17 protein-coding genes and 4 pseudogenes are annotated in these 18,386 nt (G+C 36.7%); 15 read left to right on the top strand and 6 right to left on the bottom strand.

Annotated elements, in window-relative coordinates; genetic code table 11:
• Nucleotides 1–385: 385 nt before the first annotated feature.
• The 7 genes and pseudogenes from NSS97_RS16795 (at nt 386) to NSS97_RS16765 (ending at nt 5,938) form a co-directional block, all read left to right on the top strand.
• Entirely contained in the window at nt 386–781 is a 396-nt protein-coding gene (locus tag NSS97_RS16795) for a DUF3224 domain-containing protein (RefSeq protein ID WP_107886554.1), read from the top strand.
• A 115-nt stretch (nt 782–896) separates the two neighbouring features.
• A complete protein-coding gene (locus NSS97_RS16790) occupies nt 897–1,787 on the top strand; it encodes a Vgb family protein (RefSeq protein WP_060752034.1) in 891 nt (296 codons plus the stop codon).
• 206 nt (nt 1,788–1,993) lie between these two features.
• The gene (locus NSS97_RS16785; protein ID WP_341113500.1) at nt 1,994–2,533 is read left to right on the top strand and encodes a VanZ family protein; all 540 of its coding nucleotides are present in this window, start codon (nt 1,994–1,996) and stop codon (nt 2,531–2,533) included.
• A 219-nt stretch (nt 2,534–2,752) separates the two neighbouring features.
• A pseudogene (locus NSS97_RS16780) lies at nt 2,753–4,133 on the top strand (IS4 family transposase).
• 24 nt (nt 4,134–4,157) lie between these two features.
• On the top strand, nt 4,158–4,352 hold the full coding sequence (locus tag NSS97_RS16775; RefSeq protein ID WP_060749864.1) for a hypothetical protein: 195 nt from the start codon (nt 4,158–4,160) through the stop codon (nt 4,350–4,352).
• Nucleotides 4,353–4,417: 65 nt separating this feature from the next.
• Nucleotides 4,418–4,729, top strand: coding sequence for an ArsR/SmtB family transcription factor (locus tag NSS97_RS16770; RefSeq protein WP_002013825.1), 312 nt, complete (start codon nt 4,418–4,420; stop codon nt 4,727–4,729).
• A gap of 120 nt (nt 4,730–4,849) precedes the next feature.
• On the top strand, nt 4,850–5,938 hold the full coding sequence (locus NSS97_RS16765; protein ID WP_341113497.1) for a saccharopine dehydrogenase NADP-binding domain-containing protein: 1,089 nt from the start codon (nt 4,850–4,852) through the stop codon (nt 5,936–5,938).
• 460 nt (nt 5,939–6,398) lie between these two features.
• Here the strand turns inward: NSS97_RS16765 and plsY are convergent, their stop codons facing one another.
• Both plsY and NSS97_RS16755 read right to left on the bottom strand, forming a co-directional pair.
• Nucleotides 6,399–7,031 (bottom strand): glycerol-3-phosphate 1-O-acyltransferase PlsY, encoded by a 633-nt coding sequence (plsY, locus tag NSS97_RS16760; RefSeq protein WP_070174394.1) that lies wholly within the window; start codon nt 7,029–7,031, stop codon nt 6,399–6,401.
• Between the two features lie 117 nt (nt 7,032–7,148).
• Nucleotides 7,149–7,340: pseudogene (locus tag NSS97_RS16755) on the bottom strand (3-hydroxyacyl-ACP dehydratase FabZ); the annotation flags it as partial.
• A 146-nt stretch (nt 7,341–7,486) separates the two neighbouring features.
• On the opposite strand from NSS97_RS16755, the gene NSS97_RS16750 reads away from it, so the two are divergent.
• The 4 genes and pseudogenes from NSS97_RS16750 to NSS97_RS16735 form a co-directional block, all read left to right on the top strand.
• Nucleotides 7,487–8,476 (top strand): ketoacyl-ACP synthase III, encoded by a 990-nt coding sequence (locus NSS97_RS16750; protein ID WP_341113492.1) that lies wholly within the window; start codon nt 7,487–7,489, stop codon nt 8,474–8,476.
• 161 nt (nt 8,477–8,637) lie between these two features.
• A pseudogene (locus NSS97_RS16745) lies at nt 8,638–9,300 on the top strand (IS4 family transposase); the annotation flags it as partial.
• Between the two features lie 513 nt (nt 9,301–9,813).
• Nucleotides 9,814–11,118, top strand: a complete 1,305-nt coding sequence (gene ltrA, locus NSS97_RS16740) for a group II intron reverse transcriptase/maturase (protein ID WP_061674703.1) — start codon at nt 9,814–9,816, stop codon at nt 11,116–11,118.
• A gap of 146 nt (nt 11,119–11,264) precedes the next feature.
• Nucleotides 11,265–11,651, top strand: a pseudogene (locus NSS97_RS16735) (IS4 family transposase); the annotation flags it as partial.
• A gap of 291 nt (nt 11,652–11,942) precedes the next feature.
• Here NSS97_RS16735 and NSS97_RS16730 read toward each other — a convergent pair.
• From NSS97_RS16730 to NSS97_RS16715, 4 genes are all read right to left on the bottom strand, one after another.
• A complete protein-coding gene (locus NSS97_RS16730) occupies nt 11,943–12,314 on the bottom strand; it encodes a cupredoxin domain-containing protein (RefSeq protein WP_044443393.1) in 372 nt (123 codons plus the stop codon).
• A 159-nt stretch (nt 12,315–12,473) separates the two neighbouring features.
• Nucleotides 12,474–13,733 (bottom strand): serine hydrolase domain-containing protein, encoded by a 1,260-nt coding sequence (locus NSS97_RS16725; RefSeq protein ID WP_341113487.1) that lies wholly within the window; start codon nt 13,731–13,733, stop codon nt 12,474–12,476.
• A 99-nt stretch (nt 13,734–13,832) separates the two neighbouring features.
• Nucleotides 13,833–15,032 carry an MFS transporter gene (locus NSS97_RS16720; RefSeq protein WP_002128166.1) on the bottom strand — a complete coding sequence of 400 codons (1,200 nt, stop codon included), beginning with the start codon at nt 15,030–15,032 and terminating at the stop codon, nt 13,833–13,835.
• A 15-nt stretch (nt 15,033–15,047) separates the two neighbouring features.
• Nucleotides 15,048–15,467, bottom strand: a complete 420-nt coding sequence (locus NSS97_RS16715) for a MarR family winged helix-turn-helix transcriptional regulator (RefSeq protein WP_002033056.1) — start codon at nt 15,465–15,467, stop codon at nt 15,048–15,050.
• Nucleotides 15,468–15,641: 174 nt separating this feature from the next.
• On the opposite strand from NSS97_RS16715, the gene phaZ reads away from it, so the two are divergent.
• The 4 genes from phaZ to NSS97_RS16695 all read left to right on the top strand — a co-directional run bounded on the left by phaZ (nt 15,642) and on the right by NSS97_RS16695 (nt 18,338).
• Nucleotides 15,642–16,559, top strand: coding sequence for an intracellular short-chain-length polyhydroxyalkanoate depolymerase (gene phaZ / locus NSS97_RS16710; RefSeq protein ID WP_113733515.1), 918 nt, complete (start codon nt 15,642–15,644; stop codon nt 16,557–16,559).
• Nucleotides 16,560–16,619: 60 nt separating this feature from the next.
• Nucleotides 16,620–16,844 carry a hypothetical protein gene (locus NSS97_RS16705; protein WP_044443401.1) on the top strand — a complete coding sequence of 75 codons (225 nt, stop codon included), beginning with the start codon at nt 16,620–16,622 and terminating at the stop codon, nt 16,842–16,844.
• Between the two features lie 113 nt (nt 16,845–16,957).
• Nucleotides 16,958–18,154 (top strand): MFS transporter, encoded by a 1,197-nt coding sequence (locus NSS97_RS16700; protein WP_002128162.1) that lies wholly within the window; start codon nt 16,958–16,960, stop codon nt 18,152–18,154.
• A complete protein-coding gene (locus NSS97_RS16695) occupies nt 18,138–18,338 on the top strand; it encodes an NETI motif-containing protein (protein ID WP_000166305.1) in 201 nt (66 codons plus the stop codon). Before NSS97_RS16700 ends, NSS97_RS16695 begins: the two co-directional genes overlap by 17 nt.
• Nucleotides 18,339–18,386: the final 48 nt, after the last annotated feature.

Genomic DNA, 18,386 nt, shown 5'->3' with positions numbered 1-18,386 from the left:
TTTCCCCTGGAGATGCCAATTTTCTCGTTTTGGGGTAATTCTGAATGCTTCAGTTGATGGGCATGTGTAAAGAAGGCCATTTTGATTAATCTTTATTCGAGATGCCTTCTTTTTGTTTGTAAAGAATCCCTTCATAAATTGTTGTTATTTTCATATAGTGAAAATAAGTTTTGTAAGAGTATGAAAATAACAAATTAATAAAAATCATTTGTATTTCATTGTAAATACGAAAGTAAACTTTTAAATAAAAATTTACCTTCAATGTCATATAAGAAGCATCCGTTACTTTAGAAACACTCCTATGAGATATAATTATTGATGGTGCTTTTTAGGTGATATACTGGAGGTAGATTACTCATCTAATGATGAAGGGAGGTTTACGCGTATGGAAGTAACATTTACAGTAAGTAAATGGGATGAAAAGCCAGTCAATGACACTAGAAAAGATTTCCCTATTAATATTGCCCATGTCGAATATGATATTGACGGTGAATTAAAAGGAAAAGCTTTTGTTGAATATTTATTATATTATTTAGAATCAACTATAGATGATGGTCACTTGGCTACTGCTAAAATTTCCGGATTTTTACATTTCGAAGGAGTTTATAAGGGGAAACGAGGGACATTTACAGCTATAGAGCAAGGGATATTTGATAAAGGAAATCTAGATTCCCCTGCAACAATCATCAAAGCTACCGGTGAATTAGAAAGCCTGAAAGGGTCCTATAATTATAAGTTTACAGGTCAAACCAGTAAACTTATTCTAGACTTTGAATTCTAACAAAATATCTTATAATTTAGCAAAAAGGGCATCCACTGTAATACCAGGAATGTCCTTTTTTAAACTAAATTATACCGAAAAACAAGACTCGAAATTTTCAATGGGAGGAAATGATATGAGGATCACGATACAAGAATATGTGGTCAATGAAATAGATTCAGGGCCATATGGAATAACCGTAGGAAAAGACGGAGCATTGTGGTTTACGGAACAGAAAGGGAATCGAATTGGTAGAATAAATGCTACTGGTGAAATAAATTCTTTTCCCATTCCGACAGCAAATGCAGGAGCTATGTCAATTATCTCGGACCAGACCGGTGACTTATGGTTTACGGAATATAACTCAAGCAAGATCGGTAAAATGTCGATGAACGGTCTTTTTGAAGAATATGTACTCCCTACAACGAACGCTGCACCTTTTGGCATAACGGAAGGCCCAGATGGAGCAATATGGTTTACAGAAATGAATAATGGTAGGATCGGAAGAATAACAAAGTCAGGGGAAATCACCGAGTTTGAATTGCCTAACTCTAAATCATTTCCCTCTTTTATTACTCTGGGATCAGACGGTGCATTATGGTTTACACAGAATCAGAACAATAGGATTGGGAGAATAACCACTAAAGGTGAGGTCAAAGAATATCCAATCCCAACACCCAACTCCGGGCCAGTTGGAATTGCGAGCGGACCAGATGGAGCAATATGGTTTGTGCAAATCATGGGTAATAAAATTGGTAGAATTACGTTCGAAGGTGAGGTCAAAGAATTTGTTATACCGACGCCGAACGCTCGTCCGCATGCCATAATACCCGGGAAGAACAGAGATCTTTGGTTTACAGAATGGGGAGGTAACCAAATCAGCCGTATTACAGTTGAAGGAGTTATTACGGAATATACGATACCTACAAATAATGCAGAGCCACATGGTATCACGTTTTGTCCGGATGGCGATCTTTGGTTCGCTGAAGAGTGTAATCAAATTGGACGTCTAACAATCATTACGTAATAGGGATATCGTCCATCGCTATCAAGCTCAGAAAAGTAAATATCCCCAAACGAGAAAATTGGCATCTCCAAGTGAAAATGTACATTTTTTTGTTACAAGTTAGGGGTAGCACAAACATAATATTCCAAGCTATAATTTGTTATTTAAGAGATTCAATTGTGAAGTAGGATAAAAGATTGGATTGTAAGTAGGAATTGAGGGTTTATATGGAAAAATCAAAAAGTAATCAAAATAATATAACTGCTGGCTTGTTGACCGTATATTTCTTTGTATTAACATGGATTATACTCTTTAAAATGCAATTTTCATTTCAAGACTTGCGTCATTTCACGGATTTTAGGGGAATCAACTTAATCCCTTTTGCTGGTTCAGTTATTAAAAACGAGCAAATAGATATTGGTGAAATAATCTATAACGTATTTGCATTTATCCCATTTGGAATTTATATCAGTATGCTAAAACCAAGTTGGTCTTTCTTGAAAAAGATTGTACCAATAGCGGGAATAAGTTTGTTATTTGAAGTATTACAATTCATCTTTGCTATAGGAGGTAGCGATATAACTGACCTTATGGGAAATACATTAGGTGGAATTATTGGAGTTGGAATTTATATTGTATTTTGTAAGCTGTTTAGTACAAAAGCAAATAAAATCCTTAATGTTTTAGCTTCAATCGGAACTATATGCATTTTTTCATTAGTGTTGTTATTAATTATTGGTGTTATTAGGTACGGGAATTATGGCTAATATATGAATTGAAACATCGGACATTATTAACGGAGCGTGGAGTGACAATGATTGTGAAATTTTTACATGTTGGGGCTGCACTTTTAGGAACTTTACGCTGTACATCCGCATTTTCCTGACGCTACCCCATCGCTATTAAGCTAATAAAAAGAAATGCCCCCTAAAATGAAAAAATACGTTATTCTTTCTGTAGAATCATAGGAAAGGATGGCGTTTTTTATGTCTGTTTCTGTGTCTGACGAATTACAACTATTTGCTCAAGAGATTCAAAGTTTTTTATCTCCAAATACCTTACGGAATCTTGCTAGAGATGTTGGTTTCGTACAACGAACCAGTAAGTACCAAGCAAAAGATTTAATAGCTTTATGTGTATGGGTGAGCCAAAATGTAGCTATGACTTCTTTAACTCAATTATCTAGCTGTTTAGAAGCATCAACAGCAGTACTTATCAGTCCTGAGGGACTGAATCAACGATTTAATAAGGCGGCCGTCCAACTTTTACAACACCTACTAGCCGAACTATTAAGCAAAAAATTGACCTCATCTATGCCGATTTCTTCTCCATATACTTCTGTTTTCAAGCGTATTCGTATTTTAGATTCAACTGCATTTCAACTTCCAGATCCTTTTTCATCCGTTTATCCAGGTGCAGGGGGATGCAGCCATACAGCGGGAGTAAAGATTCAGCTTGAGTATGATTTATTAAGTGGACAGTTCCTTCATATTCATACGGGTCCAGGGAAACAACATGATCGAACTTACGGTTCCCTGTGTGTTCCAACTGTGACAGCGAATGATTTATGTAGGGTATTTTCATTTGAAAGATCTTCAACACATACAAGATAAAAAGGCTTACTATATCTCTCGTATTAAATCAAATACACGTATTTATCAAAAAAATCCCACCCCTGATTATTTTCAAGATGGAAGAATAAAGAAAGGTACAGAGTATATACAGATAGATATGGAGGTCTTAATGAACTCTCTTCAACCAGGACAAACATATGAAATATCTGACGCTTATGTAGGAATGACTGATAAAGTATCAACTCGTGTGATTGTTCATCGGCTAACAAAAGAACAACAACAAAAACGATTACAAGATCAAGCTGTAAGAGAGAAAAAGAAAGGAATGAAGTATTCCCCTCGTAGTAAACGTCTCAGTGGTATCAATGTATATATGACAAACACCCCTACAGATATTGTCCCGATGGGACAAGTACATGATTGGTACTCTTTACGTTGGCAAATCGAGATTATATTTAAAACATGGAAATCATTCTTTCATATTCATCATTGTAAAAAGATAAAACGAGAACGATTAGAATGCCATTTGTATGGGCAACTGATTGCCATTCTACTCTGTTCTTCTACCATGTTTCAAATGCGGCAATTACTTCTTATAAAAAAGAAACGAGAACTGAGTGAATATAAGGCCATATATATGATTAAAGATTACTTTCTTCTTCTTTTCCAAGCTATACAGAAAGACACCCAAGAGCTATCAAAGATTCTAATTCGCTTGTTCAACCTCCTACAGCAAAACGGGCGAAAATCTCATAACAGTGGAACTTTCGCCCGTTTTTCTGTAGGAGGATAAACAGGAAAAGCAGGATCACTTGAGTTGGAAGCTTTTGATACAATCCGATATAGGCTTCGTGAATTTCATGGGTTTGCCCTGGTTGTAGCTGGAATGGATTTGGAAATTGTTACAGGAAAAAGACCCGCCATTCTTACAAATCTGGAAAATCGAAAATGGCTGTTTATGAAACTTTCTATATTTATACTTAAAGTTCGTGCTACTTCTTTATTGCATTAGATAGTAATGTAATTTATAATACGTTTAAATGATTAAATTCTTAAACGGAAGGTAATGTTAGCCAAATGAACTGTAATGATAAAGTAATGCATATTTTAGAAAATTTAAGACCATGTTTTCAAGGGTTGGGAGATCCAACTCGTCAGCAAATTGTATCACTTTTAATTGATAAAGATAGCTTGAATGTGACGCAAATTGCGGAGAATATTCCCATGTCAAGACCTACTGTATCTCATCATTTGAAAATATTGAAACAATCAGGGTTACTTCAAGTTCAGAAAAAAGGCACTGAAATGTATTATTGTCTTGAATTTAATGAAACAATAAATCTTTTAAAAGAACTTGTTTCTTTAGTTGAAGATGAATGTAAGAACTAGGTACTCATTTATAGTTTAGGGACACCTTTTGTCCCTTTTTTTAGCGATAATATGTTAAAAGGTTTAAGTTTTTAATCATTTAAACTTATAATCTCACACTAATTAAAATGGAGGTTTCAGATGAATAAAAAAACAGTATTAATTGTTGGTGGGTATGGAGTTGTTGGTAGTCAAATTGCTCGAATTTTACATGATCGACATCCTGATTTGGAAATTAGATTAGGAGGAAGAACCTTAGGGAAAGCGTTACCTTTTGAATCAGAGAGAGTAAAAATAGTCAAGGTAGACAACACAACAGATGATCCCTTAAGAAATTTGGATGATAATTTCACATTAGTTGTTAATGCGGTTAATGATCCTCAAGATAGACTACTCCTATCTGCAGTTCGAAAAAAAATTCCATTGGTTGACATTACTCGTTGGACTGAACGCTTTAAGAGTTCTATTGATCGATTAAAAAATGTTGAGGTGCAATCCCCTGTTGTATTAGCTTCAGGGTGGATGGGGGGGACAGCAGCCCTTTTTTCTAAAATGTATTCAAAAGATCTTCAAGAGGTTACGGTTGATATCAACGCACTATATTCTCTTCAAGACAAAGCAGGACCAAATTCAACAGCGTATATGGACCGGTTAACTATTCCGTTTGAAGTCAAAGCTCGAGAGGGAATGCGACAGGCTTATCCAATGACTAATCCAATCAAAGTCCGCTTTCCCAACGGTTATATAACCAAATGTTATCGTTTGGATACTCCCGATCACGTAACCCTGCCAGAATCAATTCATGCTGTTTCGACTAACTTTCGTATTGCTTTTGATAGTAAAATCTCTACATATGGACTGGTTTCTCTGGTGAATACAGGGATTTGGAAAATGATTAGCGGAGAAAAATTTACTAATTTACGGAAAAATATTCTCTATAAACCCGGAAGGGGAAGTGCACATAACATAGTTATTCACCTTAAAGGTTATGATGCTACTGGTGTATTGCATAGACGATGTGTGAACATATCAGATCCGTTAGGACAGACACATCTTACTGCTTTAGGAGCAGCTGTCCAAGCAGAGAATATTCTACAAACATCTGATATTGTGGTTCTGGATTCTAAAATTTACTTTCCAGAAAATCTATTAGATTTGGGTGTGAATGCATGTGCAATTTTAGACTTTTATAGAGAATATGGAGTTAATATTACGACAGAAAATATATAAAAGGTACCGTTCTATTCGTGGTAGTAGGGGTCACATATGGCTATCAAGCTAAGAAATACAAATATATCCAAAAAGAGAGAATATGCATCTTCATGAGAAAATGTACATTCTCTCTTTTTGTGGTGTTATAAAATTCTTAAGTTGATGGGCATGGGGTAGCACCACATCGCTATCAAGCTAATAAAACAAAATCCCCCCTAAAATAAAAAATACGCTATTCTTTCTGTAGAATCATAGGAAAGGATAACGTATTTTTTGATTTCTTCTATTCAATGTGTACGTTAATATTTACGCATGATGTGATGACTTATATTAACCTTTTATTGCTACTAAGGTAGGAGATATACCAAAAATAGGATTATAAAGTACATTTTTCTTGAGTGGCTCCAAAAGTAAAGAATCGTTGCCTTCCCCCTTAAACGGTTAACTAACCCCAATTTTTTCTATTTTGACGACATGCTCAACGCTGTGGAAAAATAAGTTTATTTTCTGTTCCTAAAAGCAGCCTTTGTATATTTTCCATATGCCTGAAAATAACCATAAACGCCATTAGGAATGCAAATATATAAAAATATAAGGTATTCTCAAAAACAGGAATAAATGAAATGACCGCGACAAGCAATGTAGCACATATTGTACCTAAAGAGACATAACGGGTTAAAGCTACTATTATCACAAAAAAGCCAAGGCATAAAAGGGCCATAACCCAATCAATCATAAACAGTACAGCCACTGCTGTAAGTGCTCCCTTGCCTCCTTTAAACCCAAAATATACCGGCCAGTTATGCCCTATAACCGCCCCTGCGCCCGCCGCTAAAAGGCTTACGCAATCTTTAGCCTCTCCCGAATAAAAGTAAACGCTAAGGAACAAGCCTATATAACAGGCAATTACCCCTTTTAATATATCTCCCGCAAGAACAAACACCGCAGCAGATTTCCCAAGTACCCTCAGAGTATTGGTAAGCCCGGCGCTTTTGCTTCCATGGCTTCTTATATCCTTGCCGTATATTTTCCCTACAATCACCGCTGTATTAAGGCTTCCTAAAAGATAACCAAAAACTAAGGCCGCAAAAATCTTTAAAATATCAATCATCACTCTTCTCCCTTTACATTATTCTGAATTTCTTTTTTTCTACATCAATACAGGGTTTTAGCATTGTTCTTCTCCAGAAAATTTTTCAATAAACTTCTACTTATTTATTCATGTTAAAAGGGCATCTACAATAAGGACGCCGCTCATGACTGAATAGTCAGAAAAATGACGGATAAAAAATCCTTCTTTAGTTACAACATTTTGGATCTAAACTGCACGCTTTCCTTCTTCTACTTCAATGATCCGATCAATTAATAAAAGGGGATAACGATGGGGAGTAATTTCTTCAATTTGTTGAATATTGAGCATGAATGTCTCTCCTTTATACCATAGATAGATATTTTAGTTAGTTTAATTTCCAGAAGTAAAATGTTTGAATATTGACAATGATTAGTATCTAGTACTATTATTTGATTATATAACTAAGTATTAAAATAGTAAAGGGGGATAAATGTATGCAATCAAAAGCAAGAATTACAGCTATTGGTACCTATGTACCTGAAAAAAAGCTGACCAATGATGATTTAGAAAAATTAGTAGATACAAATGATGCATGGATTGTACAAAGAACTGGGATGAAGGAAAGAAGAATTACTGGTGATAACGAATATGCCTCTACATTAGCTTTTAAAGCTATTGAAAACTTAGTGGAACGTTATCATAAAAGTCTTGTCGATGTGGATTGTATTCTCGTTTCAACAACTACGCCTGACTACACTTTTCCAAGTGTAGCCTGCCAAGTACAAGAGTATTTTAATATTCAACATACAGGTGCTGTTGATTTCAATGCGACTTGTGCTGGTTTTACATATGGATTACATCTGGCGAATGGTTTAATTACATCTGGCCTTCATCGCAAGATTTTAATTGTAACGACAGAAACCTTATCTAAGATTACAGACTATACAGATCGAACTACATGTATCTTATTTGGAGATGGAGCCGCAGCTGTTTTAGTAGAGAAAGATCAAGAAGAGTCTAGCTTTATAGCTACCCATATTGGGACAAATGGGGAAGGAGGTATGCATGTATATCGTAAAAATTTATCTACTACCATGTTTGGAAATCCTTTAAGAACACATGGGAAGATAGTTCAAAATGGAAGAGAAGTATATAAGTGGGCAGCACGGACACTACCAATTGGTATTAAAGAATTGTTATGTCAAGCAGAGTTACAACTGGAAGAGGTAAACTGGTTTGTTCCACATAGTGCTAATTTACGAATGATTGAATCTATATGTGAAAAATCAGGTTTCCCACTGGATAAAACGTTAACAAGTGTAACATACATGGGAAATACTTCTTCTGTCTCCATTCCATTAGCATTAGACATAGGTATGAATGAGGGAAAGGTGAAAAAAGGGGACACTCTCTTACTCTATGGGTTTGGAGGAGGTCTTACACACGCTGGACATATCATTAAATGGCATTTAGCAAAGGAATAGGAGATAAAATATCCAATAGTAACATAAACGTATTTTATTACATTAAAAATCTTTATAGGGATTCTGTTCCATCGCTATAAAGCTAAGTTTTTGCACTACCTTTAAAGCGAAAAAGGCGTTATTCTTTCTGTAGAATCATAGGAAAGGATGGCGTTTTTTGTATGTCTATTTCTGTATCGGATGAATTACAACTATTTGCTCAAGAGATTCAAAACTTTTTATCTCCAAATTTCTTACGAGATCTTGCTAGAAATGTTGGTTTTGTACAAAGAACCAGTAAGTACCAAGCAAAAGATTTAGTCGCTTTATGTGTATGGATCAGTCAAAATGTCGCTAAAACCTCTTTAACTCATTTATGTAGCTGTTTAGAAGCATCAACGATTTAATGCCACAGCCGTGCAATTTCTACAACAAGTGTTAGCCGAACTTCTCAATCAAAAGTTATCTTCAACTAAGATGCTCACTTCTCCATACGCTTCTATTTTCAAGATGGCAGAATCAAGAAAGGTACAGAGTATATACAGATAGATATGGAAACGTTAATGAACTCTTTTCAACCAGGACAAACATGTGAAATATTCAACGCTTATGTAGGAATGAATGATAAAGTCTCAACTCGTGTGATTGTTCATCGACTAACCAAAGAACAACAACAAAAACGATTACAAGATCAAGCTGTAAGAGAAAAAAAGAAAGGAATGAAGTATTCTTCTCGTAGTAAACGACTCAGTGTTATCAATGTATATATGACAAACACCCCTACAGATATTGTCCCGATGGGACAGGTACATGACTGGTATTCTTTGCGTTGGCAAATCGGCGTGTCCAGATAAGGACACATTATCTAGTTGGTGAAAGTCCAATCGGGAGAATAGACTCCACTCCCGTAGCCTGAGAGGCGCCATGAAGTGAAAGCGACACGGCGAAGCCCTCTGACATCACATGCAAAAGGCATGTGGGCAAATCTCCAGGTTGTAACGTACAGTGAACGTAGACGTAGCCTCGTTACACGCAATTCCGGTGGCTGAGACGGTCGATAACGTGCGAAAGCAGCAAGAACTGACCGAAACGAGTCTGGAACGGCAGTTCTCACCGGCGGGGTATCAGCGGCGACATGGAGAGAAAGATAATGTGGAAACTGGAGAAGCCCTCGACACCCGATGAAGAAACCTCATCGAGGAGACCGTCTCTATAACCGCGATCGGGAAGTGAGAACGGTAGGTGTCAGGGTGGCGGAACGGATCGTAGTACCAGAGATCTGCGTGCAGCAAAACGCGCGGGGAGGGAAGGGTCCGAACCTGTAAATATTTCGTACGACCAAAGGAGGCAAGGGTGCCATGATAAAAACACCTATTACTTTGCAGGAACTAAGGCGACGAATCTATCAAAAGGCGAAGTCTGAACCTACGCATCGGTTTTGGGGAATATTTTCCCACATTACCAAAATAACAACCCTTCATGAAGCATATCAGCAAGCGAGGAAAAACAACGGTGCCCCAGGCATCGACGGGAAAAGTTTCGCTGATATAGAGCTAGAGGGAGTTATGCCGTTTTTAAAGAATATCCAAGCAGAACTACAGGCTGGAACATATCAACCACAAGCTAATCGTAAAGTAGAAATCCCAAAAGAAAACGGAAAAATGCGGACACTACAAATCCCGTGTATACGGGACCGCGTGGTCCAAGGAGCGCTAAAACTCATATTGGAAGCCATCTTTGAAGCTGATTTCTGTTCAAATTCCTACGGATTCCGACCAAAACGCTCTCCACATCAAGCACTGGCAGAAGTGCGACGTAGCATATTGCGCCGGATGACTGTAGTAATCGATGTTGACCTGTCACGCTACTTTGATACAATTCGACACCACATACTTTTGGAGAAAATTGCAAAGCGTGTCCAAGATTCGCAAGTTATGCACCTTGTAAAACAGGTAATCAAGGTGACAGGAAAGATTGGTGTCCCGCAAGGGGGACCATTTTCTCCCCTAGCCGCAAACATCTACCTCAATGAAGTAGATTGGACATTTGATGCCATTCGACGTAAGACAACAGAAAACCATTACGAGGCTGTAAACTATCACCGTTTTGCTGATGATATAGTTATCACTGTAAGCGGACACTCTAGTAAACGTGGATGGGCTGAATTGGCATTGCGACGACTGTGGGAACAATTAAAGCCTTTGGGAGTTGAACTGAATCTGGAGAAGACCCGAGTGGTTAATGTTTTAAAAGGAGAATCCTTCGGATTCCTAGGATTTGATTTGAGGCGAGTACTTAATCGAAATAAGAGTAGATACTTTGTTCTTATTACCCCGAAGAAGAAAGCCTGTACGAAAGTGAAAGCAAAAATCCGAGAATTAATCAGAAACGCAGGCGCCAAGCCTGCACAAGATTTAGTAAAACAAATCAATACTGTACTGATTGGATGGGTGAATTACTTCCGGGTTGGGAATTCTAGTCGAGCTTTTAGTAAAGTACGAGACTATACAGAGATGAAAGTCCGTACGTTATTGACGAGAAGGAAACGGCGACAAAAGCGTAGCATTGGATGGCAGAGATGGAGTAATGAATATCTCTATGGTGTACTAGGACTCTACTGGAACTGGAAAGTTCGTCCTCTCGAAAGCTCGGGAAGATATTGATAAAAGTGTCTGCCATCTGATAGGTCTCATAACCCTTTTGATGAAGTTTATGGGGTGAGCTGCTTGAGGGAAAACTTCACGAGCAGTTCTTATGGGGAGGGGCTGGAGACGGGTCATAACTGATACCGCGCCAGTTCTTTACCCGACAAATTTTATTTAAAACGTGGAAGTCATTCTTTCAAATCCATCATTGTAAAAAGATAAAACCAGAACGATTGGAGTGCCATTTATATGGTCAATTGATTGCCATTCTACTCTGTTCTTCTATCATGTTTCAAATGCGCCAATTGCTCCTCATGAAGAAAAAACGAGAGCTTAGTGAGTATAAAGCAATATATATGATTAAAGACTATTTTCTCCTTCTATTCCAAACTATTCAAAAAGACACCCAAGAGCTATCAAAGGTGTTACTTCGCCTGTTCAATCTCCTACAGCAAAACGGGCGAAAATCACATCGTTATGAGAAGAAAACAGTCTTTGATATATTAGGTGTCGTTTACAATTGTACCCTGTCTGATAATCAAGTCGCTTAAAGTAAAAAAAATGAAACCCGTTAGGGTTTATTTCGTATGCAAAGCTTTAAATTCCCTATACGTAGTCTTTAGAAAAAAGAAACAACCCCTACTATAATTGACATTGTATAAACTTAGCTTGATAGCGATGGGGTAGCACCATCAAAACACAAATTTCATACGCTATGAAAATGTAACGATTTTATGCTACCAGTAAAAAACTGATTAGTGAGAGCTCATAATCTGCGGGGGAGGGAAACCCCCGCGAATTTAAGTTTCACTTTATAAAAAAGTAAGGGCCGGTACCGCTTGTTATTTGACTATTACTTTTCCATCCATTCCTTTCAAGTAGTGGAACCGACATATTAGTTCATATGTACCGGGAGTTTCAGGTTTTACGGTAATTGTTATTTCTTTTCCTGAGGGGACTTCGGCGTCAATTCCGAGTTTTTTCACCGTGAAGGTATGTTCTCTATTTCCTTTGTTTTTCAATAGCAACGTCGTCGTTTTCCCAACCGGAACAGTGATGATACTCGGATTAAAGTAATCATCATTCAATTCAACCTCAATAGGCTGTCTCACAACGTCGGATTCGGCAAATACACGGAGCGAACCTAAAGTAGTCATAACTACAATCATCGCAAGTGAAATGATCAATCCAGTTAATTTCTTTTTCACAGACATTCACATTCCCTCCTTTCCTAAGCACTAGTGTTTTCAAATTACTAAAATATTATCAATATAAATGGGGTTTAGGCGTGGCTTAAATAGTAATTCTTTCGGCAACTCCTACTAACCAAGTACTAACTGGAATAGGATTTGGGTAAATAAAAAAAGCCTCCACTACTGTGGAAGCTTCTCCAAATGATGTGCAATATCAATATACATATCGGAATAAACCGAATGGATTTCATTACTAGGCGCAGCGTTAGAAGAGAAGTGGACGATTACCATACTTGCTTTCGGATCAATGTAAAGAGTTTGTCCGTAACTGCCTAACACTTCGAAAGCACCTTGTTCATTGTGCGGAATCCACCATTGATTATGATAAGAAATGGAAGCACCATGACCAATTGCGAGCTCACCTTCTTGTACATTTTTCACACTTTCTGTAATAGAAGAAGGGACGATTTGTTTTCCGCTATATTGACCATTATTTAATAGTAATTGTCCGAACCTCGCCATATCTCTAGCAGTTGCATTTAAGCCAGCGCTTGCTTGTTCTACTTTTGTTTCATCTGTAACGTAATACGCGTTTTCTTCCATACCAATTTGAGACCAAATTCGTTCGCTTACATTTTCAGCTAACGATTTCCCTGTAATCGTTCGGATAATCCAAGCGAGTGTTTCAGTTGATCCGTTATTGTAAGAAAAAGCTGAACCAGGTGGTGCAGTTTCTTCTGCTTCTAGTAACATATCATAAATTTTCATAGGACCCTCGTAATTTTTACCTCGGGGTAAAATATTACTAGCTAAATATAGTTGTGCATCTTGATTTTCTAGTCCTAGCTGCATATATCCGTGAGTAGGGTATTCAGCGGAAACTTGCATGTCCATTAATTGTTGAAGTGTTGCTTTTCCAAACGGTGTATTTTTTAATTCTTTTATGTAAGTGTCAGCTGTTTTTTTCACATCAATTCGATTTTCTTCAGCGAGCGATTGTATAATTGCACCAGTAAACAACTTTGCTAATGATGCCATTCCATGAGGATTACTCTCGCTATATTCATTGAAATATCGTTCATAAACAAGTTGACCATTATGTACAACGACAAAAGCGTCTGTTTTATTTTCGTCTAAAAGTTTTTTTAGAGGAGTCGTATTTCCAAATCTACGCTCCACAGCAAAATCGTCTAAGTTTTGTAACGCGGTAGGGAAGGGAGCAACTTGGTCAGGGATGTTTTTTACTTCATTTATTAAAGTGAATTCTTTCATATGTGTATACGACCAGCGTAAGTAAGGATCGTCTAACCAGTTTTCTTTTGTGACATTTGCTTTAGTGGGGGTCGTTTTATTATTTTTAAAAAAAGTAAACCCAAGCCCTGTAACTACGAATAGTAATACTAGTAACAGTAATAGCAGGGGAGATTTCTTTACATTCATGCATGTACCTCCTTTAGTTTCTATTATAAGTATACGCTCGTCTTAAAATAAATACAAAATAAGGAAAGTAAACGGGTAAGTTTACTTTCCTTATGAACGTTAAGCAGATATTTGTCCGTCTGTACTTTGTTTCTTGAATTTTTGTTTTCGTCCGTGTAATCCATAATATAGAAGTAAAGTGAACGCAACGATAATAGCTGCGATAAAATACATATTATGATAACTTGATTTGGCAGCGACTATACCTAAAATGAAAGAACCGAAGCCAATGCCACTATCAAAGAACGAGTAGTAAGTAGCTGTCGCAGAACCACGTCGATGGTTTGGAGCGGCAGAAATTGCAATCGTTTGGAAACTTGGAATTAATGTTCCGTATCCTAAACCGATTAACATACCTGCGCCAAGGAACCAAAATGAAGTTTGCGCTTGGCTTAAAATGAACATCCCAATTGTGAAAATAATAATAGCGGGATAAATAAGTACATTTTCACCGAAACGATCAAATATTTTCCCTGTAAATGGACGAGAAATGACCACAACAAGTGCGTATAAAATAAAGAAGTAACTTGCAATTTCGCTTAAACCGAGCTCTTTCGCATAAATAGGAATAAAGGATAAAATGCCACTATAAGAAAAGGCTAAAACAAATCCTGTCAGAGCGATTGGAATAGAAGATGGTTCAATTAAGTCTTTCCATTTCATTTTTTCTCGTTTTTGTTTGTTTACTGGTGCTTCATGCGGAATATTGACTAGTAATCCTAATAAAAATGCGAGTAATGAAAATACTGAACAAACGATAAATAGTACAGTAAATGAAAAATGAGAAATAATTGTTAAACCTAAAAAAGGACCAATTACCATCGGTAGACTCATAAATACGCCGTAATAAGCAAGTGCTTCGCCGCGTCTATGAGCTGGTGCTACATCAGTTACAATTGTTCCAGTTGCTGTTGTTGCCATTCCGAATCCAATACCATGTAAGAAGCGAAGGGCAAGTAATAAAAATAAACTTTGCGTACCGAAATACATAACGGTAGCGGCTAAAAATAGTGAAAGTGAAATAAATAATATTTTCTTTCTTCCTAAATCATCGAGCCATTTTCCTGTGAATGGTCTACATAAAACAGATGAAATAAGAAAAACAGTTGCAACTAAACCAATTTCCTCAGGTTTTCCTTTTAGGCTGTCTATAACATAGACAGGCAGAGTAGTCATAAGCATGTAAAATGTTAAAAAGAGAAACAGACTACTAAAACAAGTTCCGAGGAAATCCTTCGTCCAAAGTTTTTCACTTTGCATCGTCATCCCTCCAAATTAATGATCTAAATTTTTGATAATTTGTTGTAACAATTGAAAAGCTTCATGTAAGTCTTCTTCTTTAATACCTTCTAGCGTCTTTTCTTCAAAGGAATCAACTTCTTCTTGCCATACTGGAATCATTTTTAGTGCAGTATCAGATAATGAAATCAACTTTTCACGGCGATCTTTTCCTTCCGTACGAATAATCCAGCCCATCGTTTCCATACGTGTTAACGTGCGAGTCATCGTTGGTGATTCAACATTTAAATATTGACATAATTCTGTTTGGGTACAAGATCCAGTTTGATTAATGCGGAAAATAACAGCCCATTGCGCACTAAATAATCCTGTTGGAGATACACGTTCATTAAATTTCTTCGTAAACTTACGAGAAGTTTGACTGACAATGTGGAAAAAATGTTGTTTTTCGTCCATGTATTTTGATCCTTTCAAATTAGTTACCTAGCTAACTATATACTTTTTTATAATAATTGTCTAGTAATAGACATGTTGAGTTATGTAAAAATTTCGTATAGGCTTTATGTTGAGAACATACATTCTGTATGTTATTCTTTAAGTAAGTAAAGAATTTTCTTTCTATTAAATAGAATGGGGGAACTTGTGATGATTAAGCCTGCAACAATGGAGTTTGTTTCACTATCGAACGGAGAAACGATTGCGTATCAGGAAGTTGGAAGGCAAAATACAGAAATTCTTGTACTCATTCACGGGAACATGACATCGTCACAACACTGGGATTTAGTTATTGAAAAGTTGCAAGATCAATACCATATTTACGCTCTTGATTTAAGAGGATTTGGCCAATCAACATATAATCAATCGATAGATTCATTACAAGACTTTGCAAGAGATGTAAAACTATTTATCGATCAATTAAAACTAGAAAAATTTTCATTAATGGGCTGGTCAATGGGCGGTGGTGTTGCGATGCAATTTACAGCGAATCATCCAACATTTGTCGAAAAGTTGATTTTAGTAGAATCAGTGGGAATGAAGGGATATCCAATTTTTAAAAAAGATATTAACGGGCAACCGATCGTATCAAGTTTAGTAAAGACGAAAGAAGAAATCGCGCAAGATCCCGTACAAATTGCTCCAGTGCTAGATGCGATAAAAAATATGAATAAATTATATTACCGTACAGTATGGAATCTATTAATATATACACATAATCAACCTGAACCGGATCGTTATGAAAAGTATTTAGATGATATGTTAACGCAACGTAATTTCGTAGATGTGAATTATGCGCTCATTACATTTAATATTTCGGATGAACATAACGGGGTTGTAGAGGGAAGTAAGCAAATTCATCATATTAAAGCTCCAACACTCGTCATACAAGGTGACAGAGATTACGTCGTACCGCAAGTAGTCGGTGAGGAATTAGCAAAACATTTGCCAAATGCAGAGTTGAAGATATTAGAAGATTGCGGACACTCACCGTTTATAGATTGTTTAGATGTATTTATAAAACATGTTGAGGATTGGTTAGACAATAAATAATTCCCGAAATATAAAACTTGCATATACTATAGCATTTGTATGTATAAGGGGAGAGAGTCAATGCATAATCCATTTTTAATATATCATTCTCCATATAATGATCATCAATATATAAAAATGATTATAAATCCGATGTATATGCAAGTTTCACCAGCTGTAGTTCCTTTGCAAGTGCAGCAATCAATGGTCCATACACATCCGATTTTATTTGGGTCTTCATTTTATGAAAATCCATATTTTAAGCATTTTCATTACCATGTGAAAGCACAAGTTTGGGAAGGATAAGAAGCTAAAAGGTTCATTCTTTTAGCTTCTTTTTTATTATGAATATTCGTACACGCATTTGAAGAAACAGTTTATAATGAAAAGTGGAAAGCGTGAGAAGGAGAGGGAAAGGGATGTCGATGCGTTTTACTTTTTGGATTATGGTTGGGATAGTGGCAATTTCAGGTTTGTCACAAGGGATGCTTTTACCTGCCATTGCAATGATTTTTGAACAAGAAGGGGTTAGTTCAAGTATTAACGGTATTCATGCGACGGCATTATATATTGGGATATTAGTTATTTCACCGTTTCTTGAAAAACCGATGCAAAAGTTTGGAATGAAGCCAATTATCGTTATTGGTGGGTTTCTCGTTATTATTTCATTATTCTTTTTTACACAAACTTTTTCATTTTGGGTATGGTTCGTTCTTAGATTTCTAGTTGGAGTCGGAGATCATATGCTTCATGTCGGAACACAAACATGGATTACGACAACATCAGACCCGAGTAAAATAGGTAGACAAGTATCGATATACGGTGTATTCTTCGGAATTGGTTTCGCAGTTGGCCCGTATTTAGCAAGCACTGTTCAGTACGGTCTTGCAACACCATTTATCGTATCTACTATACTTTGCTTAATAGGATGGCTTTTGCTACTACCAACGAAAAATGCATTTCCAGCACAAGATGAGGCAAAAACTGAAAGTGAATCATCCTTTTCTCGTTATAAACAAGTCGTTGGATTAGCTTGGATTGCGCTAATTGGTCCGCTCGCATACGGCGTACTTGAAGCGATGTTAAATAGTAACTTACCAGTATACGCGCTTCGTAAAGGATGGTCTGTATCGGAAGTTTCCTTCTTATTACCAGCATTCGCAGTTGGGGGCATTATTACACAAATTCCACTCGGTATATTAAGTGATAAATACGGAAGAGATCGTATTTTAACGTGGACGTTCAGCGTAAGTACGGGCATTTTCCTACTTGCAGCAGTATTTGATCAATATTACTGGATCGTCTTTGCATGTATGCTTATAGCAGGTATGGTCATTGGCTCGTGCTTCTCATTAGGGCTTGGATTTATGACAGATTTATTACCGAGACACTTACTACCAGCGGGTAATATATTATCCGGAATCGCCTTTAGTATAGGAAGTATTATGGGACCTGTATTAGGAGGCGTATTTATAGAAAAAATACAGTATACAAGCTTTTTTATTGCGGTTATGATTATAATGGGAATTCTCGCAATGGTATATATGGTCTACATGAAGAATCAATTCGCATCAAGAAAAATAGAAAGTAGGTTAGGGCATGACAAAACAACCTAATAAAAAGAAATTTGAAGTACTCGAAAACGAAACAATTACAGACTGCTTAGCGCGTATGGAACAAGAAGGATATGCACCGTCTCGTCGCATGGAAGAACCAATCTTTCATGAAGTGAAGAAAAACGGCAAAACAGAAGTTGAACCATGCGGTAGAAAAATTGTTTTTGAGGGGAAATTGAAGTAATCTCATAACAAATAGCCATCCAATTCATTTGAGTTGGATGGCTTGTTT

Source organism: Bacillus sp. FSL R12-0074, from assembly GCF_038005725.1.
Lineage (GTDB): Bacteria > Bacillota > Bacilli > Bacillales > Bacillaceae_G > Bacillus_A > Bacillus_A mycoides.
The sequence above is the reverse complement of the archived record's forward strand: the minus strand, read 5'-3'. Positions and strand labels throughout refer to the sequence as shown.

Coding starts and splice junctions, on each gene's coding strand:
- NSS97_RS16795 (WP_107886554.1), top strand. CDS start 386: ATGGAAGTAACATTTACAGTAAGTAAATGGGATGAAAAGCCAGTCAAT.
- NSS97_RS16790 (WP_060752034.1), top strand. CDS start 897: ATGAGGATCACGATACAAGAATATGTGGTCAATGAAATAGATTCAGGG.
- NSS97_RS16785 (WP_341113500.1), top strand. CDS start 1,994: ATGGAAAAATCAAAAAGTAATCAAAATAATATAACTGCTGGCTTGTTG.
- NSS97_RS16770 (WP_002013825.1), top strand. CDS start 4,418: ATGAACTGTAATGATAAAGTAATGCATATTTTAGAAAATTTAAGACCA.
- NSS97_RS16765 (WP_341113497.1), top strand. CDS start 4,850: ATGAATAAAAAAACAGTATTAATTGTTGGTGGGTATGGAGTTGTTGGT.
- plsY (WP_070174394.1), bottom strand. CDS start 7,031: ATGATTGATATTTTAAAGATTTTTGCGGCCTTAGTTTTTGGTTATCTT.
- NSS97_RS16750 (WP_341113492.1), top strand. CDS start 7,487: ATGCAATCAAAAGCAAGAATTACAGCTATTGGTACCTATGTACCTGAA.
- ltrA (WP_061674703.1), top strand. CDS start 9,814: ATGATAAAAACACCTATTACTTTGCAGGAACTAAGGCGACGAATCTAT.
- NSS97_RS16730 (WP_044443393.1), bottom strand. CDS start 12,314: ATGTCTGTGAAAAAGAAATTAACTGGATTGATCATTTCACTTGCGATG.
- NSS97_RS16725 (WP_341113487.1), bottom strand. CDS start 13,733: ATGAATGTAAAGAAATCTCCCCTGCTATTACTGTTACTAGTATTACTA.
- NSS97_RS16720 (WP_002128166.1), bottom strand. CDS start 15,032: ATGCAAAGTGAAAAACTTTGGACGAAGGATTTCCTCGGAACTTGTTTT.
- NSS97_RS16715 (WP_002033056.1), bottom strand. CDS start 15,467: ATGGACGAAAAACAACATTTTTTCCACATTGTCAGTCAAACTTCTCGT.
- phaZ (WP_113733515.1), top strand. CDS start 15,642: ATGGGGGAACTTGTGATGATTAAGCCTGCAACAATGGAGTTTGTTTCA.
- NSS97_RS16705 (WP_044443401.1), top strand. CDS start 16,620: ATGCATAATCCATTTTTAATATATCATTCTCCATATAATGATCATCAA.
- NSS97_RS16700 (WP_002128162.1), top strand. CDS start 16,958: ATGTCGATGCGTTTTACTTTTTGGATTATGGTTGGGATAGTGGCAATT.
- NSS97_RS16695 (WP_000166305.1), top strand. CDS start 18,138: ATGACAAAACAACCTAATAAAAAGAAATTTGAAGTACTCGAAAACGAA.